22 protein-coding genes, 1 pseudogene and 1 riboswitch are annotated in these 26,172 nt (G+C 35.9%); of the genes and pseudogenes, 12 read left to right on the forward strand and 11 right to left on the reverse strand.

All coding sequences use genetic code 11. The features are described from left to right. Positions 1–202 precede the first annotated feature (202 nt). The 5 genes from parE to ACIP9G_RS00780 all read left to right on the forward strand — a co-directional run bounded on the left by parE (position 203) and on the right by ACIP9G_RS00780 (position 7,753). Positions 203–2,179 (forward strand): DNA topoisomerase IV subunit B, encoded by a 1,977-nt coding sequence (parE, locus tag ACIP9G_RS00760; protein WP_401016653.1) that lies wholly within the window; start codon positions 203–205, stop codon positions 2,177–2,179. Then, positions 2,176–4,605: a DNA topoisomerase IV subunit A gene (gene parC / locus ACIP9G_RS00765; RefSeq protein ID WP_401016655.1), complete on the forward strand. Its 2,430-nt coding sequence runs from the start codon at positions 2,176–2,178 to the stop codon at positions 4,603–4,605. Before parE ends, parC begins: the two co-directional genes overlap by 4 nt. A gap of 508 nt (positions 4,606–5,113) precedes the next feature. Then, positions 5,114–6,085: an alpha/beta fold hydrolase gene (locus ACIP9G_RS00770; RefSeq protein ID WP_401016657.1), complete on the forward strand. Its 972-nt coding sequence runs from the start codon at positions 5,114–5,116 to the stop codon at positions 6,083–6,085. 16 nt (positions 6,086–6,101) lie between these two features. Beyond that, entirely contained in the window at positions 6,102–6,770 is a 669-nt protein-coding gene (locus tag ACIP9G_RS00775) for a response regulator transcription factor (protein ID WP_401016659.1), read from the forward strand. After that, the gene (locus tag ACIP9G_RS00780; RefSeq protein ID WP_401016661.1) at positions 6,767–7,753 is read left to right on the forward strand and encodes a sensor histidine kinase; all 987 of its coding nucleotides are present in this window, start codon (positions 6,767–6,769) and stop codon (positions 7,751–7,753) included. The genes ACIP9G_RS00775 and ACIP9G_RS00780 overlap by 4 nt, the downstream gene beginning before the upstream one ends. Before the next feature lie 284 nt (positions 7,754–8,037). Here ACIP9G_RS00780 and ACIP9G_RS00785 read toward each other — a convergent pair whose 3' ends face one another. Continuing rightward, on the reverse strand, positions 8,038–8,457 hold the full coding sequence (locus ACIP9G_RS00785) for a hypothetical protein (protein ID WP_401016663.1): 420 nt from the start codon (positions 8,455–8,457) through the stop codon (positions 8,038–8,040). Between the two features lie 370 nt (positions 8,458–8,827). Further along, a riboswitch (TPP riboswitch) is annotated at positions 8,828–8,939 on the forward strand. Positions 8,940–9,133: 194 nt separating this feature from the next. On the opposite strand from ACIP9G_RS00785, the gene ACIP9G_RS00790 reads away from it, so the two are divergent. Genes ACIP9G_RS00790 through ACIP9G_RS00810 form a run of 5 tightly spaced genes read left to right on the forward strand, consistent with a single transcriptional unit; the run spans position 9,134 to position 12,656 of the window. Next, positions 9,134–10,129, forward strand: a complete 996-nt coding sequence (locus ACIP9G_RS00790; protein WP_401016665.1) for an ABC transporter substrate-binding protein — start codon at positions 9,134–9,136, stop codon at positions 10,127–10,129. Then, positions 10,130–10,423, forward strand: a complete 294-nt coding sequence (locus tag ACIP9G_RS00795) for a thiamine-binding protein (protein WP_340824680.1) — start codon at positions 10,130–10,132, stop codon at positions 10,421–10,423. It abuts the gene before it with no gap. After that, positions 10,420–11,193: an ABC transporter permease gene (locus tag ACIP9G_RS00800; RefSeq protein ID WP_401016667.1), complete on the forward strand. Its 774-nt coding sequence runs from the start codon at positions 10,420–10,422 to the stop codon at positions 11,191–11,193. The genes ACIP9G_RS00795 and ACIP9G_RS00800 overlap by 4 nt, the downstream gene beginning before the upstream one ends. Then, positions 11,168–11,917, forward strand: coding sequence for an ABC transporter ATP-binding protein (locus ACIP9G_RS00805; RefSeq protein ID WP_340824677.1), 750 nt, complete (start codon positions 11,168–11,170; stop codon positions 11,915–11,917). The genes ACIP9G_RS00800 and ACIP9G_RS00805 overlap by 26 nt, the downstream gene beginning before the upstream one ends. Beyond that, positions 11,907–12,656, forward strand: a complete 750-nt coding sequence (locus ACIP9G_RS00810) for a TatD family hydrolase (protein WP_401018132.1) — start codon at positions 11,907–11,909, stop codon at positions 12,654–12,656. The genes ACIP9G_RS00805 and ACIP9G_RS00810 overlap by 11 nt, the downstream gene beginning before the upstream one ends. A gap of 23 nt (positions 12,657–12,679) precedes the next feature. Here the strand turns inward: ACIP9G_RS00810 and ACIP9G_RS00815 are convergent, their stop codons facing one another. The 5 genes from ACIP9G_RS00815 to ACIP9G_RS00835 form a co-directional block, all read right to left on the reverse strand. Continuing rightward, positions 12,680–12,868, reverse strand: coding sequence for a hypothetical protein (locus ACIP9G_RS00815; RefSeq protein ID WP_340824676.1), 189 nt, complete (start codon positions 12,866–12,868; stop codon positions 12,680–12,682). A gap of 97 nt (positions 12,869–12,965) precedes the next feature. Further along, a complete protein-coding gene (locus ACIP9G_RS00820; RefSeq protein WP_340824675.1) occupies positions 12,966–14,510 on the reverse strand; it encodes a solute symporter family protein in 1,545 nt (514 codons plus the stop codon). Continuing rightward, a complete protein-coding gene (locus tag ACIP9G_RS00825; protein ID WP_340824673.1) occupies positions 14,507–14,845 on the reverse strand; it encodes a DUF485 domain-containing protein in 339 nt (112 codons plus the stop codon). Before ACIP9G_RS00825 ends, ACIP9G_RS00820 begins: the two co-directional genes overlap by 4 nt. A gap of 460 nt (positions 14,846–15,305) precedes the next feature. Continuing rightward, positions 15,306–16,859 (reverse strand): solute symporter family protein, encoded by a 1,554-nt coding sequence (locus tag ACIP9G_RS00830; RefSeq protein ID WP_401016669.1) that lies wholly within the window; start codon positions 16,857–16,859, stop codon positions 15,306–15,308. Continuing rightward, on the reverse strand, positions 16,860–17,195 hold the full coding sequence (locus ACIP9G_RS00835) for a DUF485 domain-containing protein (protein WP_401016670.1): 336 nt from the start codon (positions 17,193–17,195) through the stop codon (positions 16,860–16,862). It abuts the gene before it with no gap. A 590-nt stretch (positions 17,196–17,785) separates the two neighbouring features. Here ACIP9G_RS00835 and ACIP9G_RS00840 point away from each other — a divergent pair. Then, on the forward strand, positions 17,786–18,373 hold the full coding sequence (locus ACIP9G_RS00840) for an SCO family protein (RefSeq protein WP_340824668.1): 588 nt from the start codon (positions 17,786–17,788) through the stop codon (positions 18,371–18,373). Between the two features lie 586 nt (positions 18,374–18,959). Here the strand turns inward: ACIP9G_RS00840 and ACIP9G_RS00845 are convergent. The 5 genes and pseudogenes from ACIP9G_RS00845 to ACIP9G_RS00865 form a co-directional block, all read right to left on the reverse strand. Then, the gene (locus ACIP9G_RS00845; protein ID WP_401016673.1) at positions 18,960–19,916 is read right to left on the reverse strand and encodes an acetyl-CoA carboxylase carboxyltransferase subunit alpha; all 957 of its coding nucleotides are present in this window, start codon (positions 19,914–19,916) and stop codon (positions 18,960–18,962) included. Continuing rightward, positions 19,909–20,757 (reverse strand): acetyl-CoA carboxylase, carboxyltransferase subunit beta, encoded by an 849-nt coding sequence (gene accD / locus ACIP9G_RS00850; protein ID WP_401016674.1) that lies wholly within the window; start codon positions 20,755–20,757, stop codon positions 19,909–19,911. The genes ACIP9G_RS00845 and accD overlap by 8 nt, the downstream gene beginning before the upstream one ends. A gap of 21 nt (positions 20,758–20,778) precedes the next feature. Then, positions 20,779–21,422 (reverse strand): annotated as a pseudogene (locus tag ACIP9G_RS00855) (FadR/GntR family transcriptional regulator). Positions 21,423–22,353: 931 nt separating this feature from the next. Next, complete coding sequence (locus ACIP9G_RS00860) at positions 22,354–23,259, reverse strand: NAD(P)/FAD-dependent oxidoreductase (RefSeq protein WP_401016676.1); 906 nt, start codon at positions 23,257–23,259, stop codon at positions 22,354–22,356. A gap of 669 nt (positions 23,260–23,928) precedes the next feature. Next, entirely contained in the window at positions 23,929–25,122 is a 1,194-nt protein-coding gene (locus ACIP9G_RS00865) for an MFS transporter (protein ID WP_401016678.1), read from the reverse strand. Positions 25,123–25,241: 119 nt separating this feature from the next. Here ACIP9G_RS00865 and ACIP9G_RS00870 point away from each other — a divergent pair, with 119 nt between their 5' ends. After that, on the forward strand, positions 25,242–26,138 hold the full coding sequence (locus ACIP9G_RS00870; RefSeq protein ID WP_401016680.1) for a LysR family transcriptional regulator: 897 nt from the start codon (positions 25,242–25,244) through the stop codon (positions 26,136–26,138). Positions 26,139–26,172 lie beyond the last annotated feature (34 nt).

Here is a 26,172-nt window from a genome sequence, read left to right on the forward strand (position 1 = left end):
TTGCAGTAAGCTCCAGGCAGTTGCAGTTATTTATGTCCGTTAACTGACTTTGATTGGTCGCTTAACAAAATTCATAGAAGACATTACGCCATAGCGTAAACAAAAATATATATATCTGTCACTAGCTATTGACAGGAAATGCTATTATTATTAGGATGAGAACGTAATCAGAACATGCGTTTGTTTTTTGGAGGGGAATCTTTTGGCGAATAAACAGTCACCAAGCGTCTATAATGATGACGCCATTCAAGTATTAGAAGGATTAGAAGCGGTACGAAAGCGACCCGGCATGTATATCGGTTCCACAGACGGCAGAGGACTTCATCACCTTGTATATGAAATCGTGGATAATGCGGTGGATGAAGCACTAGCTGGCTTTGGTTCTCATATCATTGTCACTATTCATAAAGATCAAAGCTTAAGTGTTCGAGACTTTGGACGAGGGATGCCAACAGGTATGCATAAAATGGGCAAGCCTACCCCTGAAATTATTTTCACTGTATTACATGCAGGCGGTAAATTTGGGCAAGGCGGCTATAAAACGAGTGGTGGCTTACACGGTGTTGGTTCTTCCGTTGTCAATGCTTTATCGACATTTTTAGAAGTAACGATACATCGTGATGGCAAAAAGTATAAGCAGCGTTTTGAAAACGGTGGACACCCTGCAACGACACTTGAAGAAATTGGTCAAACAAAACAAACAGGAACACTTGTCCATTTCCTACCAGACGACACAATCTTTTCAGTCACAAAATTCAATTATGATACGCTTGCAGAACGTTTACGTGAGTCTGCATTTTTATTAAAAGGATTAAAAATTGAGTTAATTGATCAACGCGAGGAAGGCAAAGGTGATGTTTTCTTTTATGAAAACGGCATTGAAGCTTTCGTTGCGTATTTGAATGAGGAAAAAGATGTTCTTCATCCTGTGAAATATGTAGAGGGTGAACAAGATGATATCGAGGTTGAATTTGCCTTCCAATTCAACGACGGCTATTCAGAAACGATTTTATCGTTTGTTAACAACGTTCGTACACGTGATGGCGGCACACATGAAACAGGTGCTAAATCTGCGTTGACGCGAGTTTTCAATGAATATGCACGTAAAATTGGTCTATTGAAAGATAAAGATAAAAATCTTGAAGGGACAGATATACGTGAAGGTTTAGCGGCGATTATCTCTGTTCGTATTCCAGAGCATTTATTACAATTTGAAGGCCAAACGAAAGGTAAGCTTGGTACGAGTGAGGCGCGTTCTGCAGTAGATAGCGTTGTTTCAGAGCAAGTTTTATATGTCCTTGAAGAGAATGCGGAGCTATCAGCTTCCCTTGTTCGAAAAGCGATTCGTGCACAACAAGTTCGTGAAGCGGCACGTAAAGCGCGTGAGGATGCTCGTAATGGGAAGAAAAACAAAAAAGGTAGTACGATTCTTTCAGGAAAGCTAACACCTGCACAATCTCGTAATGCAGCGAAAAATGAATTATATCTAGTCGAAGGTGACTCTGCCGGCGGTTCAGCAAAACAAGGGCGAGACCGTACATTCCAGGCAATTTTACCGTTACGTGGTAAAGTCATCAATACAGAAAAAGCGAAGCTCCAAGATATTATGAAAAACGAGGAGATTTCAACGATTATTCATGCCATTGGTGCAGGGGTAGGAGCGGATTTCTCAGTAGAAGATTCTGCTTACGATAAAGTCGTCATTATGACCGATGCTGATACGGATGGGGCGCATATTCAGGTGCTACTATTAACGTTCTTCTATCGTTACATGCGCCCATTAATTGAGTCAGGTAAAGTATTTATCGCATTACCACCGCTTTATAAAGTATCTAGAGGTGTGGGTAAAAAAGAGGTCATTGAGTATGCTTGGACCGAAAACGATTTACAAAAAGCCATTAAAAAGGTCGGAAAAGGCTATATTCTGCAACGCTATAAAGGTCTTGGTGAGATGAATGCAGATCAGCTGTGGGATACAACGATGAACCCTGACACACGTACTTTAATTCGTGTAACGATTGAGGATGGCGCACGTGCAGAGCGTCGTGTGACGACGTTAATGGGCGATAAAGTAGAGCCGCGCCGTAAATGGATCGAAGCAAATGTAGACTTCGGCATGGAGGATGATTCAAATATTTTAGACAATGAATTCATCCAACAAGAGGAGGACCAAGCATGAGTAGTACGGAAAAGTTTCAAGATTTACCTTTAGAAGAAGTAATGGGTGACCGCTTTGGTCGCTATAGTAAATATATAATTCAAGACCGAGCGTTGCCAGATGCGCGCGACGGTCTTAAACCTGTACAACGTCGTATTTTATTTGCGATGTATACAGAAGGAAATACAAATGAAAAACCGTTCCGTAAGTCTGCAAAAACAGTCGGAAATGTTATCGGTAACTACCATCCACATGGTGATAGTTCGGTATATGAAGCAATGGTGCGCATGAGTCAGGATTGGAAGGCTCGCCATATGTTGATTGAAATGCATGGTAATAATGGTTCCGTTGACGGTGACCCTCCAGCTGCGATGCGTTACACAGAAGCAAGATTGTCAGCAATTGCTGCTGAAATGCTACGTGATATAGGGAAAAAAACGGTGGAGTTTGTGCCGAACTTTGATGATCAGGATATGGAACCAACTGTATTACCTGCTCGCTTCCCGAATTTGCTTGTAAACGGCTCGACAGGGATTTCTGCTGGTTATGCGACGGATATTCCACCTCACGCACTTAATGAGGTGTTAGATGCGGTTTTAATGCGTTTAGATCAACCGAATGCTACTGTTGATGAGCTCATGACGGTTATTAAAGGCCCTGACTTCCCAACAGGAGGGATTATCCAAGGTGTAGATGGCATTAAAAAAGCTTATGAAACAGGGCGCGGCAAAATTATTGTGCGTGCTCAAGCAGCTATTGAACCATTAAAAGGCGGGAAAGAGCAAATCGTTATTACGGAATTACCGTATGATGTAAATAAGGCGAATCTTGTTAAGAAAATTGATGAACAACGTGTCGATAAACGACTTGAAGGCATTGCTGAAATTCGTGATGAATCCGATCGTACAGGATTGCGCGTCGTAGTTGAGCTAAAAAAAGATGTGCCAGGAAAAGGAATTTTAAATTACTTATTCAAAACTACTGATTTACAAGTAGCCTACAATTTTAATATGATTGCTATCCATAACCGTCGTCCTACGATGATGACCTTGCCACTGCTACTTGATGCGTACATAACCCATCAAAAGGAAGTGGTGACAAACCGCTCGATTTATGATTTGCAAAAGGCGAAAGACCGTTCGCATATTGTTGATGGTTTGATTAAAGCACTTTCTATTTTAGATGAAGTGATTGCGACGATTCGTTCATCGAATGATAAGCGTGATGCGAAAACGAATTTACAGGTGAAGTATGACTTTACTGAAGTTCAATCTGAGGCCATTGTGAGCTTACAATTATACCGTTTAACAAATACGGATATTACAGAGCTACGTCATGAACAAGATGAATTAAATGCACTAATTGCAAAGCTAGAAGGTATTTTGCATAGTGAGGCTAAGCTTATTCGTGTCATAAAACAAGAATTGCTCGACATTAAAAAACGTTTTTCTGAGCCACGTCGCTCGAAAATCGAACAAGAAATTGAGGAAATTAAAATTACGCTAGATGTCCTTGTGCCAAGTGAAGAAGTTGTGGTTACAGTGACAAAAGATGGCTATATTAAGCGTACATCTACTCGTTCTCACGCAGCGTCCAATGGGCAAGATTTTGCGATGAAAGATTCGGATTATTTACTGTATGAGGCAACGTTAAATACACAGCATCATGTACTGCTGTTCACTAATCGTGGAAATTATATTTATCAGCCTGTGCATGAATTGCCGGATATTCGTTGGAAGGATCTTGGTCAACATATATCAAGTATTGTGCCAACGGGTGAAGACGAAACCATTATTGCTGTTTATGGTTTTGACTCGTTTGAACAGGCTAACACATATATTTTAACGGCTACAAAAGAAGGGCAAATCAAACGTTCACCATTAGCTGATTACGCCGTTACACGTTATTCTAAACCGATTAAAACGATGAATGTGAAATCGGGTGATGAAATGATACTTGCGGACATTGTATCAGATGATGCCGAATTGTTATTAATCACAGATACTGCATATGCTATTCGCTTCCCGATTGAAGAGCTGCCTGTCACTGGCGTTAAAACTGGTGGTGTGAAAGGTATTACATTAAAAGATGGGGAAGCATTGGTTGGTGTTACAATATTAAAACCGTCTGACACGGAGTATGTTGTCATTGTTACACAACGTGGTGCCGTGAAAAAGATGAATGTCGCAGAAGTCGATATAGCTAGTCGCGCAAAACGTGGTTTAAAAGTGTTAACAGAATTAAAAGCAAATCCACACCGAATTGTTGCGGTAGTAAAGGCTAGTGATGAGGAACAGGTTATTGTTGAAACAGATAAGGGCGTGCAAGAAATCATTGATGTCAAAGCGTTAACTCGCGCTGATCGTCATTCAAACGGCTCCTTTAAAGTCGATATCGCTACAGATGGTGCCATTTCTCATGTAGTAAAAACGAAAAAAGAAGAATAACAAATTACTTTGCCCATGTTCTATCAGAGAACTGGGCTTTTTTGATAAAGACTTTTTCCTATGTATATCCCAAAATGATTCATGTGTTTGCTGTCATGCCAATCCCTGAAGCCAAAGATGCTCAACAGAAAATTTTTAATGTAATTAGTAACTAGGCGTTATTTTATTTTTAAATGTACTCAGGTTAGCAGCCAATTGGTAGAAATTATAAACTTGAAATACAATAAACGGGCGTAATCTCAAGAATCAGCGAACGGTTTCGTTAAAGGATCCATTTAGTTGAAAAACATTTTTTAGGGTTAGCGAGTGAAAACACCTTGCTGTATACACCTATAAAAATCTCATAAGGAAAGTCACGAATCGTTGATTTAAAAACATTCGTGACTTTTTAATGTGTGCACGAACTTTAGTCAGTCGATATTACCATTCAAAAATTTATCAAAAGTTTATAAGAATTATATTTTTCTACTTTAACCTTGTATTTATAATTGAAAGGGGCAAGTAGAAAATGAAAAAAATGATGAAGTGGTTTTCGATAAGTTTCTTCACTTTATTGATTGTGCTTATCGGTTCTGTATTTAGCTTCCATAAGTTCAAAGAGAATAAAGAGACATTGTTACTAGAGAATAATACGGGCAAGTTAATCGATTTTAATGGGAAGAAGATTAACATTTATTCTGAAGGTCAGAATGCAGATACATTTGTATTTATGGCTGGCTCAGCAGTAGCAGCACCTATTTATGAATTAAAAAGCTTGTATCGTCATTTTTCAAAAGAAAATAAAATTGCCGTTGTGGAAAGAGCAGGATATGGGTATAGTGATGAATTTAACGACAATCGAGATATAGATGTAATATTAGAACAAACGAGGGAGGCACTATTTAAAAGTGGCAATAAGCCCCCTTATATTTTAGTCCCACACTCTATTTCAGGAATCGAAGCTATCTATTGGGCGCAGAAATATCCGAAAGAAGTTAAAGCGATTGTGGCGTTAGATATTGGTTTACCTTCTCAATATATAAAACATCCGGTAGGTTTCGTAGAAAAGGCTTTTATGAAGGCAGGAACTATATTAAGTGAATTAGGATTCCAAAGAGTGTTTCCGATTTTAGCATATAACGATGCCGTCTTAGAGAAAGATTTTCTGACTTCACAAGAAAAAGATATATTTAAAGCAGTATCAAATAAACAGGGAATCAACAATGATATGGAACAAGAAATGCTACATTCCGTAAAAAATAGCAAAAAGTCTACCGCATTATCTATTCCAAAAACAACCCCTATTTTATTTATTGATGCGTACCTTGATAAAAATTCTGAAGCTGCTAAAGCATCACTAAAAGACTATCAAGATTTCGCAAAGAAGTTAGAAGTTTCAAGTGTTATTCAAATAAAAAGCAAGCACAGTATTTACTTGTACCATCCAACTGAAATTTATGAAGAAACCCAAAAGTTCTTGCAAGAAATGGCTGAAAAATAGTGAGGAAGAGACAAAAATGTTGTTTACAATTTTACTTGTAGAAGATGATAAAATGATTGGAAGTTTATTGGAGAATATACTTCAAAAAGAAGGTTATAAAGTAATCTGGTTAGAAAATGGAGCATCTTTATATACAGTTATAAAGCAAGTGGACATTGTTATTATGGATATTATGCTACCTGGAGAGGACGGGTATCAGATTTCAATGCGAATTAATCAGTTAGGGCATAATATTCCTATAATATTTTTAACTGCTAGAAGTGACATTGATAGTAAATTAAGAGGGCTTGAAATTGGAGAAGATTACATGGTGAAGCCATTTGATCCAAGGGAATTATTAATACGAATAAAAAATAAATTAATTGCTTCTTACGGAATTCACAAACAAATACAGCATTTATCCATTGATGTTACTCATATGCGTGTCGTTAATAATCAGAATAATAAAGAAGTCGAATTTACAGCCTTTGAAAAGAAAATATTCTTTTACCTCTATGAAAACGCAGATTTTATTTTATCTAAAGAACAATTCATTGATTATCTTTGGCAGCTAGAAGATCGTAATCCTAATTTAATTAACGTGTATATTAAAAAGGTCCGCAACAAGATTGCGGATACAGATGGTGTGATTATTCAAAATGTATATGGAGAAGGTTATCGTATGAATACCCGTGTTAAACAATGAAACTAAAAAAGAAATATCAACTATTGCTATTGTCGGTTATATTCAGTGTTCCTCTTTCGATTGTAGTAATTAATGTAATCGTAACGGTAATTTACAATCATTTTTCAAATGATACAGAAACACATTTTTTTGAGTCAAAAGCCTATCCAATTATGCTAGGGTTATTTATCGTCTGTTTTATTACTTTGGCTATTTTATTCTCCAAATCCATTAATTCATTAATTAAACGAATTAATGAATTAAACCAAACCATTATGGAGTTGGCGAGTAACGACAAGAAGAGACTTCAAAAGATTCCTTACTCTCGAGATGATGAATTAGGGGATTTAACCAATGCAGTAAACCTTCTCATTGACCGGACGATATCGAAGGAAATTGAAATAATGCAACAAGAGCAAATGAAACTAGAACTTTTAACTCAGTTGCGCCACGATATTAATACACCTTTAACAGCTATGCGCTTACAACTTTACACAATCGAAAATGATTTTTCACAACATCAGGATATTTTCAATTCTTTAAACGAACAAATAAACTATATTTCAAAGTTATCCAATGAATATGACTTTGAGCGCTTATCTCGTGTTGATAATTCCTATATAATCATGGAAAAAGTAGATGTTCCAAAACTTATCAATACCATCATTTTAAAGTGGAATTTTTTATATAAAGTTAACCAAATCTCTATTGTGTTAAACGATTCCTCAACTAAATGCCATTGGAAGAGTAATGAAATTTGGTTGCACAGATTATTTGATAATATCTTCCAAAATATTTTGCGCCATGCAGTGTGCGATACATTGGAAATCACTTTGCAAAAAAACTCAATTATATTTAAGGATAATGGGGTTGGGTTTAATGTGGAGGAAAAGGGTACTGGCCTACGAATCATCGAAGATATTTGCCGAATGCTTGAACTACAGAGTACAATCCAATCTAACGAAAAAGGTACTCAAGTCACTATAAGTTATGCGCAACATTAAAACTTTAGTAATTGCAACGGCTCTAATTGAATGCTTCTCAAAATCTTATTTGATAACATCTTTATGTTTAACGTTGTAAATGCTTAAATTATATAACAATCGTGCGCTTAAGTTTAACTAGCAACAATAGAAAAATAATAGAAAAAAGGACTCGATTTCACTTAATAGGACTCGAGCCTGTTTTAATATATCCACTAACACGAATGTGGTGCTTAGCTGTATTGAAAATTTTTATATGAATCTTTGTCTCTGTATCTTTAATTGAAATTTTCAAATGGCTAGTTTTATTTATTCAATTCCTTATATAAAACATATTTTAAAGCAGAAATTTCATCTTCAGACAGTTTACCTTCAATTTCGGATAATACTTCATCCTTACTAATTGAACCGTTTTGCGCTTGTTCCTGAATTTCAAGTAAACGATTAACGCCCACTTTTTTAATTAACACACGTGTCGCTTCTTCCTTAGTTTGGAAGGGAAGAGTATCCGGATTTGTAGTTGCTGCCTCGCTTACAATTTCTTGAACCTTCGAATCGTTCTCGATATAAGATTTAACTTCTTCTAAATTTTCGTCATCTAAATTAGATTTCACTTTTTCAATTATTTTTTCGGAAGCGATATTTGTCCCTAAATGCCATACAGCATAGCCAGCTGCTCCGAGTAAAACAAGAAATACTACGGTAATTTTTAAAAGCTTTTTCATCAACTCACTCCTGACACTTTGAATAAAGCACAAACTCTCAAAAATCACGAAGAAAAAATGTTTTCTATAATTAGTTTAATTTCAATTATAACTAAATGACACATAGCAACTATCTTTTCAAAGGGCGATGGAAGTTATATCGTGTTGTATGGAGAATAACTCTTTTTTAACTTGTTGGTTTTGCAAAAGATTAACTGTTTCGTATTGGAGAATTTTTGATGTTCCAAATTCCATGCATATTCTATTTGCAAAAGTCATGTTGCAGAATACTTGTATAGTCCAATAGAAGCTCATTTTTATCAATTACGAAAATACTAGCTTGTCATTTTACGATAGATATGGGTATAATAATCAACGAAAAGTTCATAAGTTAAGAATGTAGGGGGGCTGGAAGTTGCCAGCTGAGATTGCGTCCGTTTAGATGCTGACCCTTTGAACCTGATTTGGCTCGTACCAGCGTAGGGAACATCTATTCAAAAATATTCGTATACTATTTTTTGATACCGTTTGCAAACGTCTGGGATAACTCCTAGGCGTTTTTTTGTTTAGGATTCATTATTCCTCCTAAAACTAGGAGTAATCTATTAGAAGCGATGCAAATGGCCTGAGAATACCTTTTCTGGTGAAAACATTCAATCGTGAACACTTTCAAACTACTAGACTTGGAGGACACAGCATGAAAAAGTGGTTTTTCGTTCTTGTTGCTGCATTATTAACATTAGTTGGTTGTAGCGAAAAAGAGGACAAAGAGGAAACAAGCACATTGAAAAAGGTATCCGTTGTACTGGACTGGACACCTAATACGAATCATACAGGACTTTATGTTGCGAAAAAGCTTGGCTACTTTGAGGAGCAAGGTTTAGACGTAGACATTTTATTACCTGGTGATGCGGGGGCAGATCAACTTGTTGCATCAGGCAAAGCTCAGTTTGGCGTTAGCTACCAGGAAGGTATAACGCAAGCACGTGTTCAAGACGTGCCTCTTGTATCGATTGCAGCAATTATTCAGCATAATACATCTGGCTTTGCATCAGATGCTTCAAAAGGCATTACGTCACCAAAAGATTACGAAGACAAAACGTATGGTGGTTGGGGAAGCCCAATAGAACAAGCTGTTTTACAATCTCTAATGCAAAAAGAAAATGCTGATATAAAGAAATTAGATATCGTGAATGCAGGAGACTTAGACTTTTTCACAATGATGCAGAAGGATATAGATTTTGCTTGGATCTATTATGCTTGGACAGGTATTGAGGCGGAGCTTCGTGGAGAAAAATTAAATATGCAGTATTTAACAGACTATAGTGAGCAACTTGATTATTATACACCTGTACTTGCAACGAATGAAAAGATGATTAAGGATAATCCTGATGTGGTAAAGGCATTTGTTGCAGCTACTACAAAAGGTTATGAGTATGCTATTGAGCATCCTAGTGAAGCAGCGGATATATTGCTTGAAGCGGTACCTGATTTAGATAAAGCACTTGTGCATAAAAGTCAGGAATGGTTAGCAAACAAGTATCAAGATGATGCGGCGCAATGGGGCGAACAAAAATTAGCAGTTTGGGAAAACTATGCGGACTGGATGACAAAGAACAACGTATTAGAAGGCGAATTTCATGCAGATCAAGCTTTTACAAATGATTTCTTACCAAAGAAAGGGGCAAAATAAATGGCTAATTCATTAATTAGTGTACAAATTATACCTAAAACAGAAAAATACGAGGATGTGATTCCATTCGTTGATGCGGCGATTGCGATCATTGATGCTTCAGGTGTGCGCTATGAAGTGCAACCACTAGAAACGACAATGGAAGGTGAACTGTCTACCTTACTCCAAATTATAGAAGAGATGAATAAAAAAATGATTGAATTGGGTGCTATTAATGTTATTACGCAAGTGAAAATTTTATATCAACCAACTGGCATTACAATGGGGACGTTGACGGAGAAGTATCGAGGATGAAACAAGTAGTAACGAAAGGAAGGTCGATTATTTTTATCGCCTTCCTGTTAGTTATTTGGGAAGTCGTTATCCGTTTGGCTGACATCCCACATTGGCTATTACCAGCGCCGAGTGCCATCGTTACTGAGGGTGTTCACTCTTATAAGACGTTCATGCCCCATGTGTTCGCTACTATACAGCTAGCGGTACTTGGCTTTGCTATTGGTATATTTTTCGGCTTGAGTGTTGCGATATTATTACACCGTTCAGCGACGGTACGGGCATTTGTGTATCCGATTTTAATTGTGTCACAAAATGTGCCTGTGCTTGTCCTTGCACCTTTATTAATTATTTGGTTTGGTTTTGGGCTGTTACCGAAGCTGATTATTATTTGTCTCGTTTGCTTTTTTCCTATCGTTATTGCGGCAATGGATGGATTTCGTCAAACGTCATCTGAGCTTAAGCATTATTTTGCAATGATAGGTGCTACAAAAGGTCAAACATTTTGGAAGTTAGAATGGCCATTTGCCTATCCGTCTATATTTTCTGGTATAAAAATTGCAGCGACATATAGTGTAATGGGGGCTGTCATCGCGGAATGGCTTGGTGCGAAAAAGGGGATTGGTGTTTATATGACACTTGCCCAATCATCGTTTCGGACGGATCGTGTATTTGTGGCGATATTTGCGATTGTATTGTTAAGTTTATTGTTGTTTGGCGTTATTCGTTTTGTTGAAAAGCTAGTTGTAAAGGGGAGGGGATCACATGCTGAACATTCAAGACATATCTAAATCCTTTGGCTCGCTTGAAGTAGTTAAAAACTTATCCTTTACAGTAAAGGAAGGAGAATTTGTGGCAATCATTGGTCCCTCTGGTAGTGGTAAAAGCACTCTCTTTCAATTAATAGGAGGTATAACGCCTTTGAATCATGGTGCTATTTTGTTAAATGGAGACGACATTCAGCAAAAAACAGGCACTATTGGTTACATGCCACAGCAACCTTGCTTATTACCGTGGCGGACAATTTTGGAAAATGTCACAATTGTAGAAGAATTGCAGCATCGACCTAATATAGAGCTTGCAAGAAAATGGTTAGAAAAGGTTGGCCTATCTTCTTTTGAAAATGCTTATCCTCATGCTTTATCAGGAGGCATGCAGCAACGTGTATCATTTCTGCGAGCTATCGTCAGTGAGAAACCAATTTTATGCTTAGATGAGCCGTTTTCAGCGCTGGATGAGTTTACAAGATTAGAAATGCAAGCATGGCTGTTATCGATTTGGGAGGAACATAAAAAATCTATCCTGTTTGTTACACATAGTATCGAAGAGGCGTTATTTTTAGCAGATCGCATTATTGTTTTAACAAAACGTCCAGCTACTATTAAGGAGGAAATAATAGTTCCGTTTGCACGACCACGATCTGAGGAAATTCGCCATAGTGCGCAATTTACACAATTAAAACAACAACTTTTCCATTACTTAAAAGAAGAAAAGGACGATGCATATGTTGATTGATGCACATATTCATTTAGATCAGTATAAGGAAGAAGAAGTGCCTCTGCTACTTGAAGAAGCACAATATGTCATTGCGGTGAGTATGGACTTGCAATCGAGTAAAAAAACGCTGAAGTTAACGAAATCATACGATAAGGTTAAGGCAGCATATGGTTTTCATCCTGAACAATCTTTACCAAGTGACGAGGACAGACAAGCTTTATTTGATTGGATACGGCTTCATGCTAATGAGATGATTGCCGTTGGAGAGGTCGGGTTACCTTATTATCGCAGACAAGCTCAGAAGATTGATGAGCAGCCTTATATACATTTATTAGAACAATTTATTAAATTGGCTAAAGAGCTTCACAAACCGATTGTGTTACATGCTGTTTACGAAGACGCTTTAATCGCATGTGATTTACTTGAGCAACATGGTGTGACGAAAGCACATTTTCATTGGTTTAAGGGAAGCGAAGAGGCGATTGTGCGCATGATACATAATGGCTATTATATTTCAATTACACCTGATTGTGTTTATGAAGCAGAAATTCAAGCATTGATTAAAAGATATCCATTGGAACTCATGATGGTTGAAACGGATGGTCCTTGGCCATTTGAAGGACCATTTGACAAAGCTCGTACTTCGCCGTATATGATGTCTAAAACCATTGAAGTTATTGCAACTATTAAAGGCTTAACAACACAAGAAGCGGCAAAAATTGTAACACGAAATACAAAGTTATTTTATAATTTATAAAGACACGACAAAAACAGCCACATCTAGTACGACGAATCGTCTACATGTGGCTGTTTCCTATGCTTTGTTCTATTTTGTTCTAGTGTAGCACGCTTCGTTTTAGTAACGCGCTCATGTGTACTGAAAGGGGAAGTTTGACGCTTTTTCTCAACGTCTTTACCTTGTGTACGTTTTAAATGCAAACGCTTCTTTTTAGCCTTAGATTGTGCCATGATAATACCTCCATATAATATTACCAATATATTACCGAAAAAGGAGAGAAAAGTAAAACCCCGTAAGCCAATGCCTACGAGGTTTTTAGTCATAATATTAGTGAGATACGTCTTGCACAGAAATACCAGTGTTTGCTTTAACATCAACTTCGCGGTATTTCGCATCATCAGATTCTTTAGAAAGTAAAGTTCCGATGAATCCACCTAGGAAACCAAGTGGAACAGAGATAAGTGCTGGATTCGTTAACATAATTAACGGTTCACCAACGAAGATTGCTTTTCCTTCAACTGGATTCCAAATGTTTGGTGATACAGCTACAAGTACTAAAGCAGAAATTAAACCTGTTAACATCGCTGTCACTGCACCAGTAGTATTAAAGCGTTTCCAATAAATTGTGTAAATAATTACTGGTAAGTTTGCAGAACCTGCAATACAGAATGCTAGTGATACTAAGAACGCAACGTTTAGCGTTTGTGCACCAAGAGCAAGAAGGATAGAAACTATAGAGATAGTAATAGAACCGATACGAGCAGCAAGTACTTGCTCTTTTTCTGTAATTTTACCTTTTTTAATGATTTGACCATAAATATCATGTGATAGGGCAGATGCACCAGAAAGTACAAGACCTGCTACTACCGCTAAGATTGTTGCGAATGCTACCGCACAAACGAATGAGAATAGAATGTCGCCACCAAGTGCTTCTGCAAGAAGTGGAGCAGCCATGTTACCAGCCGCGTTAGCAGCAATAATTTTATCTTTACCAACGAATGCAGCTGCACCGAATCCTAAGAAGATCGTTAATACATAGAAAATACCTACGATCCAAGTAGCCCAAATTACTGAAGAACGAGCTGTTTTTGCGTCTTTTACAGTGAAGAAACGCATTAAAATATGTGGAAGACCCGCAGTACCTAATACAAGTGCGATTAACATCGAGATTGTATCAATACCGTTTGTATACTTAAGACCAGGATTTAAGTATGCAGCACCGCTTTCAGTAGCAGTAGTCATTTCTGAGAACATATTTGTAATACTGAAGCCGAACTCTTTTAACACTAAAAACGAAATAATGACTGTACCTAACATTAATAGACAAGCTTTAATAATTTGTACCCAAGAAGTTGCAGTCATACCGCCGAATAAAACGTAAGTCGTCATCATAACACCTACGATTAATACTGCAACCCAATAGTCGATTCCTAGAAGTAATTGAATAAGTGCGCCTGCACCAACTAGTTGTGCAATCATGTAGAATAAAACAATTGTAATTGTACTTAATGCTGCTGTACCACGAACTTTTGAACTGTTAAAACGTGCTGTAATCATGTCAGCTAATGTAAATTTACCAAGGTTACGTAATGGTTCAGCTACAATATAAAGCACCACTAAGTAAGCTACTAAATAACCGATAGAGAAGAAGAATCCATCAAAACCGAATAATGCAACTGCACCAGCGATACCTAGGAAAGAAGCTGCTGATAAGTAGTCACCAGCGATTGCTAGTCCATTTTGCCAGCCAGTTAAACCGCCACCTGCAGTGTAAAAGTCAGTCGCAGAAGAAGTACGTTTAGATGCCCACCAAGTAATAATTAATGTAAGACCAACGATTGCTACGAAGAAGAATATTGCTATTGGGCTCATAGGCGGCCACCTCCGTTTTCATATTCAGCGATAATTGCTTTTGCTTCTTTGTCATAGCTATTTGCTTTCGCAACATATAAGTGACATAAGCACCAAGTCATAATGAATAATCCTGCTGCGTAAATCCATACCCAAGTAACTTCCCCAAAAGCTTTTTGGTGTAGGATTGTTGTGTAAGATGTAAGAATCGGAAGCAACAGGTAAGCTGCTAAGAAGAATACAGTGATTGACCAAAGAAATGCGTTCTTCTTTTTTACAAGTGCTTTAAACGATTCTTGTTTTGCAATTGCATCATAATCAATTACAATGCTTTTGCTTGCTTGATTGTTCGCCATAAACATTCCCCATTTTGTGTTTATTTTTACTGCTTAAATACTGAATTTTGCTACTTTTGTGAATTCACATCTTAATTTTATGAGACAGTTCACAAAATTGCAATACATTTCAGAAAAATTATGGAAAAAAAATTTCTTTAAAAATAGTCTTGAAACAGAAAATACATGACAAAGCCTAGAAATTAAAGGGTTTTAGAATATTCAGATAAATCAACGAAGTAAGGATATTACTAGCTTCTTGACAAAAATGAGGATGTAATAACCGAGAAAAAATGCGTTTTTTCCAGAAAAAATAAACACTATTTCTCTAGTGGAAAATGGATATTTTCTTAAATTTGGAAAATAAATAGTATTGTTCAATAAGTAAAATGTTTGAATTTTTATAGTAAAAAAATAAAAAAACCCGACTGAAGTCGAGTTTTTTTATTAATAATTGATGTTAGATTACGATAAAAGTCTATTAATGAGAAATATCTGAAACTGATACACCTGTATTCGCTTTCACACGAATTTCTTTGTAAATACGATCTGCTTCAGCTTGAGACACTTTACTTGCAGAAAGAACTGTACCTAAGTATCCAGCGATAAAGCCTAACGGAATCGTAATAATCGCAGGAACTGCCAGTGGCACTAATGGCTTTCCAACAAAGAGTGCAGCGCCTTCTATTGGACTCCAAACATTCGGACCCATTGCGCCTAAAACTAAGCAGGAAACTAAACCTGTTACCATTGCAGTAACTGCACCAGTTGAATTGAACTTTTTCCAGTAAATTGTGTATAAAATAACTGGTAAGTTAGCAGAAGCTCCGATACAGAATGCAAAAGATACTAAGAATGAAACATTTAAGCTTTGAGCAAATAATGCAAGAATAATAGAAACAATGGCAATAGAAATAGAGCCTGTACGAGCAGCTACAACTTGTTGTTTCTCAGTTAATTTACCGTTTTTAATGATCTCACCATATATATCATGAGAAATAGCAGATGCACCTGTTAATACTAAACCAGAGACTACCGCTAAAATTGTCGCAAAAGCGACAGCGCAGATGAATGACATTAATACATCACCACCAAGGAATTCAGCTAATAGTGGAGCAGCAGTATTACCAGCCTTGCTTTCTGCGATGATTTTATCAAGACCGACAAAGTGCATTGCACCAAAGCCTAAGAAAATTGTTAACGAGAAGAAAATAGCCGTAATCCAAGTTGTCCAAGAAATAGAAGAACGAGCTGTTTTCGCATCTTTCACAGTAAAGAAGCGCATTAATATATGTGGCAAACCTGACGTACCTAAGACAAGTGCCATCATCATCGATACAGAGTCAATTGAGCTAGAGTATTTCATACCTGGTACTAAAAATTTATCGCCATGATCGGCAGAGATAGTATCAAACATCTTTACTAATGAGAAATCAAATTTCATTAGTACAAGTGTTGCTAATAGACCTGTCCCAAATAGTAAAAGTCCAGCTTTAATAATTTGTACCCAAGAAGTCGCCGTCATACCACCAAACAATACATATGTTGTCATCATAACTCCTACGATTAGCACCGCAACCCAGTACTCAATGCCAAATAATAACTTAATAAGTGCTCCAGCACCGACTAATTGCGCAATCATATAGAGAATAACGATAATAATTGTTCCAGTAGCAGCTACACCACGAATACGCTTTTCATTAAAGCGAGCTGTTAACATATCAGCCAACGTATAGCGTCCTAGATTACGCATTGGTTCAGCTATTACATATAATAGAACTAAATTTGCAACGACATAACCTACAGAGAAAAAGAAGCCATCAAAACCAGTTAATGCAATAGCACCAGAAACGCCTAGAAATGCTGCTGCTGATAAGTAATCACCGGCAATTGCAAAACCATTTTGCCATCCTTTCAGACCACCGCCTGCTGTATAGAAATCGCTTGCAGAAGAAGTGCGTTTCGCTGCAATATACGTAACGATTAATGTTAAACCTACGATTCCTAAAAAGAAACCTACTGATACTAAATTCATTTATTTTCCACCTTTCGCTTGATACTCTGCAAGAACTGCAGCAGCAGCTTTATCGAATGAAGCAGCTTTTTTTACATATGCTGTACAAAGAATAATTGTCATGATGAAAAGTCCTGCTGAGTAGATCCAAACGCCCGTTATACTGCCAATAATTTTTTGTTGTAGTACAGGCTGAAATGCAAGGATAGGCAATAGAATATAAAGTAATAAAAACCCTGCTGTAATCGAGAAAAGGAAGGTATTTTTCTTTTTCACGAAAATGTTGAACGATTCCATAGCTTCAATTGCATTATAGTCAACTGATTGCACGTTTTTGTTCCCAGTAATGTTAGCCATTATTATTCCCCCTAAAGTTATATATTTCTGTTTTAAACGACATATTTCTTTGTTGTTCGTCGTTATATTCACTTATTTTATGAGGTATAATCCTATAATGCAATACTAAATTTTTAGTTTTTTTAATTTTTAGTTAAATTTAGATAGTCGAAATAATGTAGAAATAATAAGGATTTAATAGAAATTATCCGTAAGAAAGAGAACGCATTTTATTTGTAAAATAGTATTTTAGAAATAGTTTATTGATAATAATATTGAATGTAGGAGAAAAAATGAACACAAAAGAGAAATTTAATGTTTTTCTTATTTTTGTATAAATTGTAAGTAATAAAAGAATGGCAAAAAAATATTGTTATATAACAACGTAATGACGTATTGGGAAATAAGAAAATTAGTAAAAAAATGTTGTGAATTTTTTTTGAAAATTTTCTGAATAAAAGGTGTGGAATTAGCCTTCGAATACCAAAAACATACAGTTTAAGGGCATTTGACATAATGAAGGAAATGATTCAAGTTCATTATCTTGTATTTGTATTTTATTATTTATACAATAAAATACGATGATAAATTGGAGGGAAGTGTACATTTTGATGGGAAAGAAAAGGATCATGCTAGTTGGGTTACTAGTATTAAGCACCATATTGGCAGCTTGTGGCAGTTATAAATTTGAACCTGAAATGAGCATTGATGTAGAGGATTTTTCATTTACGAATCAAAACAATGAGCAAGTAAGCCTTGAGAGCTTAAAAGGACAGCCGTGGCTAGCCATGTTCATATTTACAAATTGCAACTCGATTTGTCCACCGATGACATATAATATGACGGATGTGCAGAAGTCATTAAAGGATGAAGGTGTAAAAGATTATCAAATAGTGGCATTTAGTGTAGATCCTGAAGTAGATGCACCAGATGTTTTAAAAGATTATTTAAAAACATATTCAGTAATTGATGATAGCAAATGGCAGCTACTAACTGGCTATAAGCAACAGTATATTGAGCAATTTGCCCGAAAATCATTTAATTCATTAGTAAAGAATGATCCGAATTCTGATCAAGTTGTACATATGTCGAGCTTTTATTTAGTAAATGCTGACGGAGTTGTCGTGAAAGATTATGACGGCGCTACAAATGTACCTGTTGAAACAATCGTAGCAGATATGAAGGCATTAACTAAATAGGATGAATAAACTCAGATGATTTAACGATTATCTGAGTTTATTTTAATTTTGTCTCACTATCCTAAGTATACTTTTCTATGAAACGTAACTTCCTATAATTTATATTATGTAAACTAAAATTATTTGGCGAGGAGGAGGGCTTGAATATATCCTCTAACTCCATGTACAAGGACATAAAGATGTCTCAGTTTGGGACACAAAGTGTACACTCTATTCATTTCGACATCTTTATACTTAGTATGAAGTCGCCTCTGTTTTACGGTAATATAAGGTGAATGAAAAATGTATATAGTATTAAATAAATATGCCTGATAAATGTCCTTTTACATCAAAGTAAAAACTTTAAAGACACCAAAGTCTAAACTTTACTTAATGTCAAATAAGTTTAGATTTTGGTGTCTTCTTATTTTTTTCCGCATATCCCGGTTCAAAATAAACTTCCGTACTGCATTAACTCTAAAAGGCTTTTTACGGTTGGAAGTTTGATCAAAATGAATGGGTTTTATTTAAATGCGAAATTATTTTTACCAAACTTTATTACAAATCTTTTTTCTTCCATCATATGTCCAATAACCTAAAAATGAATTTAAACTTCTGTATATTGTCCAATCTTTCTGAATTTCTCATAGCGATCTTCAATTAATTGTTCGCCATTTAGAGAATGCAATGCTTTTAGTGTGACGCTTATACATTCTTTTATATAAGATGCTTGCTTCGCAACATTGCGGTGTGCTCCACCAGTTATTTCAGGGATTATTCCATCAATAACGTCGAGCTCTTTTAAGTCAGGTGCTGTTATCCGCATGGCTTCTGCAGCTTGCTTCCCTAGGCTACCATCTCGCCATAAGATCGATGCAGCTCCTTCAGGCGAGATAACCGAATACGTTGAGTTCTCTAACATAAAGACGCGATTAGCTACCCCTAACGCAATGGCACCCCCACTTCCACCTTCCCCAATAACAATACTAATAACTGGTACTGTTAGAATCGCCATTTCAGAGAGAGTTCTAGCAATGGCTTCACTTGGGCCGCGTTCCTCGGCTGCCTTACCCGGATAGGCTCCTTTTGTATCAATAAAACAAATAATTGGGCGCTTAAATTTCTCAGCTTGCTTCATTAAACGTAATGCCTTACGATATCCTTCAGGGTGTGGCATACCAAAATTTCGTCGAATATTTTCTTTCGTTGATTTTCCTCGTTGATGTCCAACAATTGTTACTGGCTGTTCTTCAAAGAGAGCAATTCCTCCAAGAATAGCTGCATCATCACCAAAAGTACGATCTCCATGTAACTCAATAAAGTTTTCACATATAGCCTCTATATATTGTAAAGTAGTTGGTCGTTCTGGATGTCTAGCAATCTGTACACGATCCCATGGCTTCATATTGGCATAAATAGATTGTTCTAGCTGTGTTAGACGTGTTTCAAGCTTTTCGATTTCTCTTGTCATATCTACATCTGCCTCTGTAGCAATCGTTTTTAATTCATCAATTTTTTCTCGTAATTGTACTACTGGTTCTTCAAAAGCGAAATTTTTAGACATGTTGCACACCGCCTTTTGTATGCATTTTTACGAGCATTGCTACTTGATTTCGTAAATCCTTCCGATGGAAAACTGCATCAAGCTGACCATGCGCTAGTAAAAACTCTGACTTTTGGAAATCATTTGGTAATTTTTCTCTTAATGTTTCTTCAATGACACGGCGACCAGCAAAGCCAATCAATGCTTGCGGTTCTGCAATATTAATATCTCCAACAGAGGCAAAGCTTGCTGAAACGCCACCGTATGTGGGATGCGTCATAATTGAAATAAATAATAGTCCTTCTTCACTATGACGTTTTAATGCCACACTCGTTTTTACCATTTGCATTAATGATAGAATACCTTCTTGCATGCGCGCTCCACCACTAGCAGTAAAAATAATAACCGGTACACGTAATTCAATAGCTTTTTCAACGGCACGTGTGATTTTTTCTCCTACAACGGAGCCCATTGAGCCCATACGGAAATGAGAATCCATAATGGCTACAACAATTTCTTCTCCATCAAGAGTACCTAACCCAGTCAGTACAGCTTCGCTTAATCCCGTTTGTTGTTTAGCCACTGAAATTTTTTCTACATAATCAGGGAAATTAAGTGGATTACTTGTTTGTAAATGATCATCCATTGAAACAAATGAACCTTCATCTAAGAGATATGCTACGCGCTCCTGTGCAGTCATTTTGAAATGATGGTCGCATTTTGTACACACTTTATGATTTTTTTCTAATTCCTTTGTTAACTGAATGTGACGGCATTCTGGACATTTTGTCATAAGTCCTTCTGGAAATCTCTTTTCCTGTCCGTCCTCTTTCTTTTTACTAAATAAGCTACGTATTACCATGTTTTACTCCCCCTTTGTTGTCTAAATGCCTTGTTCAGCATTCATCCACTGTTGGTAAGCTTTTATTGCTTCTTTTTCATAGCCAAGCTGCATCGATTTCAACATAGTTTGAATGATTAATTTTTCTTCTTCTGTTGAGTTTCGATTTAAACGGTCACCGGCATAAACTGCTAACTGAAACCAGACTTTTAGTGAAAGAAGATTTCCTGCCGTGATGATTATTTCTCGTAAAACATCCCGACAATTAATCGTACTTTCTATCTCTAGCTTTACAAAAAACTACCCCACACTGGTAGTGTTCTCAGCGTCTCTGTACAACTTATAACGCGAATGGCTTCCTTTCCATGAATTTGTCGCGTTAATTCGATATCCTTTTTGATTTTCATCTTCTAATATAAACATCGACAATATTTCTACGAGCTGATGCTTTTGTAGAAGCTAGAAACGTACCTTCCCCATGTCTCGTTTCAATAAGACCTAATAACTCTAAACTTCGCAATGCCTCTCTCACAGAGGATCGCCCGACACCTAGACGTTCTGAAAGGACTCTTTCGGAAGGTGACTTTTCACCAGCCACGAGCCTGTATTTTTTCTATTTTAATAAGTTGTCGTAATTGTTGGACGATATCTAAAAACACTTTCTTTTGTTCGGTTTTTTTATCCATACGATCAACTCCTCGGTCAATCTATTCGCCTTAAAATAATTATTACTGTCGCTTTCCTTTCGCGCAGATAAACAATGCATCCAAAGGCTTTATCTTCATTCAGTAGGTGTTTGGATACCTACTAAAAAGAAACAAAATCCACCATCTTCAGATGATGGCGTCTCTTACTGAATGAATCCAAAAGTGGTCTGGCCACTTTTGAAGTTGGCTTTATCTTACAAAATAATTATTTAAAAGTAAAGAGGAAACTGTATAAATATTTATGCAATTTCTAAAATTACTTCAATTTCATATTCTTTTCGTCGTTTGTGTATGTTTTACTTTCACTTGAGGTTTACCAAAGCGCTGTTCAAGCTTTCTCTCACTTGAACTTCAAAGAAGTGCTAATTAAATAAGTGCTGTAGATTCAAATTTACAGCACTTCAATTTAATCAGACAAGAGATATTATCCACATCAAATATTAATTGGGATTTTCGAAAAAATTCATATATAAACAAATTTAGGACTTTAACCAAAAGCCATCGAGAATCACTCTCTCGATGGCTTATACTCTACTTAATGTTTAAATGATGTGTCAAAAATAATCAAATTACTTTCTTTCATACGTAGCAAAAACTTCACTCGCTATATTTAAAATTAACCGAACTTCAGATTCATTTTAATAGTTAAAGGATTATGATTGATTAATTCCAAGATTTTGTTTGAGCAATTTAAATCCAAATTCTTGCTCTCTGTACGATGGTTCAGGATTGTCTTTAAATTTGAAGAAAGTAAAGAAAAAACGAATTCTAAAATCAAAATCCGTTCTTCTTAATTTCTTATAGTAACTCTAACACAATGTTTGAAGTATATGTGGCAACACATTGGCGCTGATGTGTAATTATATTAGCTAAGTACCTATTTAGTTGAAGCAAAAGGGCTTATGACGAATCAGAAGCGTTCCATCGTTAGGTCAGTATTTACTGAAACCGCAGCTTTATTACCTTTAGCAGCTGAAATCATTAAAGAGGATGGTTTAGATCTTTCGGTTTCCCCTGCAATATATACATTTTTCTGGGATGTTCTACCAACACCATCTGTTATAACTTTTCCATTTTCATGAATTTCACAGCCAAGCTTCTCAGCAAATTGATTTGGACGATAATAAGATGGGGCAACAAATCCACCCGATCTTATAATTGTTGCTCCTGATTCAAACTCTATTTTTTGTAAGTAACCGTCATTACCTATTAAGTCTTTTATTTTTTCCGATATAATTTTGATATTGTGTATTTGTAACTCCATTTTACCTTCATTAGATAATTGAACTCCATTCGTTAAGACAACTAAATCTTGCGACCAATTATAAATTAACTTAGTCAGATGCAGTACATGCTCTTCTTTTTCTGCAATAACCACTAATGGCTTATCTTTTTGCTCCCAGCCATCACAATACGGACAACTAAAAAGACTTTTTCCATAAAACTTTTTGATACTTGGTATCGTAAATATTTCTTGAATACCAGTGGCGAGTATTATTTTTTCTGAAACAAATTCCTGACTAGTAGATGTTTTGACAGTAAATCGCTCATTACCTATATCCTTAATAATTTCAGTAACTGTTGCAGTAAAATAAGATACGGACGGGTAATTCTCCACCTCTTTTAACGTGAGTTCTTTAAATGCTTGTGGTTTTATCCCATCTCGAGTAATAAATCCATGTGACGATTGTGTCACTTTATTCCTATTTGTTCCATCATCAAATAATGCAATGTTTCTCCTGGCCCTTCCTAATGTTAAGCTAGCACTTAAGCCAGAAGGACCTCCACCTATAATGATACAATCAAGGACATTCATTTTTTACCTCCGTATTGATATGGTTTTATTTTAAATTGTATTTGCAACAGAGAACTACAGTATTCCCCCATCATGAATTTCCATTCTTTACACACTAATATTGGTTTTCTTGTTTTTATAAAGAAGAACTTATTTCACAATCCTGCCCATTAGCTTAAATACTTTTGTTAAAAAAGTCTCATTCTTTACTAAAGAAGTGCGTCCGATTGTGGAAGATTGGAAATCTTTCAGTTAAAGCTTTATATATTATTAGAAGCATCCAATAAGTAGAAAGGTGTGAGCAAAGTATTTATATTCTGTAAACTAAAATTATTTGGCCAGGAGGAAGGCTTGTCAATTACCTATAATATCTGTATATGGCCAAGAACTCTTGTCACCAGATCAAAAAGTTTTGTTACCTATTACACTATCTATATTGAACATCAACATAAAAACGTATCGAAATAAAAAATTCGATACGTTTATTGTTTGATTATTTATGTGCCTTTCATCAAATAAAGGTTCTAGCCATTCTGTTTCTCCAGTTACAAACCTACTACACCATGCTAGTTCTTTATATTTGGAGGGATATTTACAACGCCCTATTCTTTAGTCGTTGTGTAAGCTTTCTTCTTGATACCGAACTTCCCCACCTGTAATTGCGAGCTCCATTGACGCGAAATTACGGTTTTAAATTTCTGTTTGAACCGATTGATGTTTTTTATCTGGGAAGTGATATAAAAACAAATAAATAACTAATGAAACAAATGAAATAACAGCCGCAAAGACATACATTATTCGATAACTGCTAATAGATGCTGTGAACCCCATGAAATAAGAGCCTAAACCATATCCAAGATCATTTAGTAAAAAGAAAGTAGCAGTAGCAGCCCCACTTCTAACAGCAGGCGATTGTTTGATTGCAAGACCTTGGAAGCAAGGGAACAGAATACCGTAGCTAAGCCCCATAAGAGTGCCTGCAATTAAAATAATCGTTACTGAATGAGCCTGACTTAACAAAAACATACCTATCGTAAAAACGATGATCGATGGATAAAATATATAATGTTCCTTAAAGCGATCAAATAATTTAGCAACTACTGGGCGAAATACAACAATCATTAAGGCAAAGACAATAAAAAATAAACCAGTTATAGAAGATTGATGAATTTCCTTCGTATAAGATGCTAAAAAGCCTGATAATGAACTATAGGAGAAAAATAAGAAAAAGGACACGAGAGAAATTGGCAACGCTCTGATTTCTATAATATCATTCCATTTTAATTTTTTCTTTACGGTTGGTACTGGTTTTACCATTTCTGGTAGTTTGACACGTGTTACTAAAAGTAATGCAATTGCAGAAAGAATAGAAACTACAATTAATAGCAAATAAATATTTTCACTTTCCCATAAAAGTAGACCAATTGATGGCCCAACAACCATGGCTAAACTAAGAAACATACTAAAGTAACCAATTCCTTCACCTTGACGAGAACGTGGTAAGACAGAAACTACTGCTGTGTTTGTTGCTGTTGAAGCAACTGCATAACTCATTCCGTGAATAAAACGGACAAATAAAAATAAAATGATCCCATTTATTACACCAAAATAGGATATCGTAGCAATAAAAAATATAGTAAATCCTATTATACTTATTTTCTTATTACCAAAGCGGTCCACCCATAAACCTGAAAAAATACGCGCTATTACACTACCAATTACATATATCGTAATAACTAAACCCATTTGTTGTTGGTTACCATTCATTCCTGATTGCACATATAAAGGAAAAACTGTCGCCAGCATATAAAACATCAAACCAATTAAAAAATTACTACCGCAAAGATATAAGAAATTTTTTGTCCAAATTTTTGGTCGACCCAATTCTGCCTCCCCACTTTCTATTTAAAAATATAACGATATTTATTATAAAGTTAATTTAATTTAATGTATAATTAACTTTAATGATGTTTTGTATTAGTTTTACTAATGGGAGGACCCCAATGAATTTTGAACAGTTTGAGTATGTTAAAGCAATTGTCGAGAATAAATCAATGTCGATTGCATCACAACAATTGCATGTCACCCAATCAGCAATTAGTCAGTCCATTTCGATGCTTGAAAAGGAATTAGGTATTCAATTATTTCAACGTTCTCGAAATGGTACATTACCTACCGAAGATGGTCTGTGGATTATTCCAAAGTTAATGGATATTTTGCAAAAATCTAATCAACTTAAAATGGAGATTCAATCCAAAAATGCAACCTTTTCAGGAAAAGTTGAAATCGCTACTATTCCAAGCATTTTTATGACCCTGTTACCAGATGCATTGGTAAGTTTCAAAAAAGATTTTCCACTTGTACATTACTCGATTTCAGAAATGGAAAATCATAATGTGATTAAAGCAATCATGCAAAAAAAAGCAGATGTTGGATTTATCACATTAACAAACGAATCACAATCGTTAGACAATCAGCTGATTTTTCATCCATTAAAACTTCAAAGTAATTTTTATCTTCTTGTTTCAGCAAAATCAGTTCTTGCGATACACTCTGAGATTCAATTGCAAGATGTACTAAGTGAATCATTTATTTTATATGGAGAACATTATTATAGAAACTTAATGAAGGAATTTGAAGAAAGATACAGTCAAATATCCACTATATTTCATTCTTATAACCCGGAAGTAATAAAAAAATCCGTAGCAGCTGGTCTAGGCGTTAGTATTGTCTCCAAAATGATGATTGAAAACGATCCATATATTGATAGTGGCAGAATTAAGGCTATACCGTTAATCGGATATCCTTTTAATTTTTCCTTATCTTTTGGTGCCATCTACGATCGAAATCAGACGAATTATAAATTGATCCAACGAATGCTTGCTTATTTTAATGCATAAAATACTTCCTTTCTCCCCTGCCTAGGAATAAAGT

This window comes from Lysinibacillus sp. NPDC093197, assembly GCF_044754025.1.
Taxonomy (GTDB): domain Bacteria; phylum Bacillota; class Bacilli; order Bacillales_A; family Planococcaceae; genus Lysinibacillus.

What these genes read in the sequence shown, in the direction of transcription:
- parC (WP_401016655.1), top strand. Translation starts at nt 2,176, where the DNA reads ATGAGTAGTACGGAAAAGTTTCAAGATTTACCTTTAGAAGAAGTAATG.
- ACIP9G_RS00770 (WP_401016657.1), top strand. Translation starts at nt 5,114, where the DNA reads ATGAAAAAAATGATGAAGTGGTTTTCGATAAGTTTCTTCACTTTATTG.
- ACIP9G_RS00775 (WP_401016659.1), top strand. Translation starts at nt 6,102, where the DNA reads ATGTTGTTTACAATTTTACTTGTAGAAGATGATAAAATGATTGGAAGT.
- ACIP9G_RS00780 (WP_401016661.1), top strand. Translation starts at nt 6,767, where the DNA reads ATGAAACTAAAAAAGAAATATCAACTATTGCTATTGTCGGTTATATTC.
- ACIP9G_RS00785 (WP_401016663.1), bottom strand. Translation starts at nt 8,457, where the DNA reads ATGAAAAAGCTTTTAAAAATTACCGTAGTATTTCTTGTTTTACTCGGA.
- ACIP9G_RS00790 (WP_401016665.1), top strand. Translation starts at nt 9,134, where the DNA reads ATGAAAAAGTGGTTTTTCGTTCTTGTTGCTGCATTATTAACATTAGTT.
- ACIP9G_RS00795 (WP_340824680.1), top strand. Translation starts at nt 10,130, where the DNA reads ATGGCTAATTCATTAATTAGTGTACAAATTATACCTAAAACAGAAAAA.
- ACIP9G_RS00800 (WP_401016667.1), top strand. Translation starts at nt 10,420, where the DNA reads ATGAAACAAGTAGTAACGAAAGGAAGGTCGATTATTTTTATCGCCTTC.
- ACIP9G_RS00805 (WP_340824677.1), top strand. Translation starts at nt 11,168, where the DNA reads ATGCTGAACATTCAAGACATATCTAAATCCTTTGGCTCGCTTGAAGTA.
- ACIP9G_RS00810 (WP_401018132.1), top strand. Translation starts at nt 11,907, where the DNA reads ATGTTGATTGATGCACATATTCATTTAGATCAGTATAAGGAAGAAGAA.
- ACIP9G_RS00815 (WP_340824676.1), bottom strand. Translation starts at nt 12,868, where the DNA reads ATGGCACAATCTAAGGCTAAAAAGAAGCGTTTGCATTTAAAACGTACA.
- ACIP9G_RS00820 (WP_340824675.1), bottom strand. Translation starts at nt 14,510, where the DNA reads ATGAGCCCAATAGCAATATTCTTCTTCGTAGCAATCGTTGGTCTTACA.
- ACIP9G_RS00825 (WP_340824673.1), bottom strand. Translation starts at nt 14,845, where the DNA reads ATGGCGAACAATCAAGCAAGCAAAAGCATTGTAATTGATTATGATGCA.
- ACIP9G_RS00830 (WP_401016669.1), bottom strand. Translation starts at nt 16,859, where the DNA reads ATGAATTTAGTATCAGTAGGTTTCTTTTTAGGAATCGTAGGTTTAACA.
- ACIP9G_RS00835 (WP_401016670.1), bottom strand. Translation starts at nt 17,195, where the DNA reads ATGGCTAACATTACTGGGAACAAAAACGTGCAATCAGTTGACTATAAT.
- ACIP9G_RS00840 (WP_340824668.1), top strand. Translation starts at nt 17,786, where the DNA reads ATGGGAAAGAAAAGGATCATGCTAGTTGGGTTACTAGTATTAAGCACC.
- ACIP9G_RS00845 (WP_401016673.1), bottom strand. Translation starts at nt 19,916, where the DNA reads ATGTCTAAAAATTTCGCTTTTGAAGAACCAGTAGTACAATTACGAGAA.
- accD (WP_401016674.1), bottom strand. Translation starts at nt 20,757, where the DNA reads ATGGTAATACGTAGCTTATTTAGTAAAAAGAAAGAGGACGGACAGGAA.
- ACIP9G_RS00860 (WP_401016676.1), bottom strand. Translation starts at nt 23,259, where the DNA reads ATGAATGTCCTTGATTGTATCATTATAGGTGGAGGTCCTTCTGGCTTA.
- ACIP9G_RS00870 (WP_401016680.1), top strand. Translation starts at nt 25,242, where the DNA reads ATGAATTTTGAACAGTTTGAGTATGTTAAAGCAATTGTCGAGAATAAA.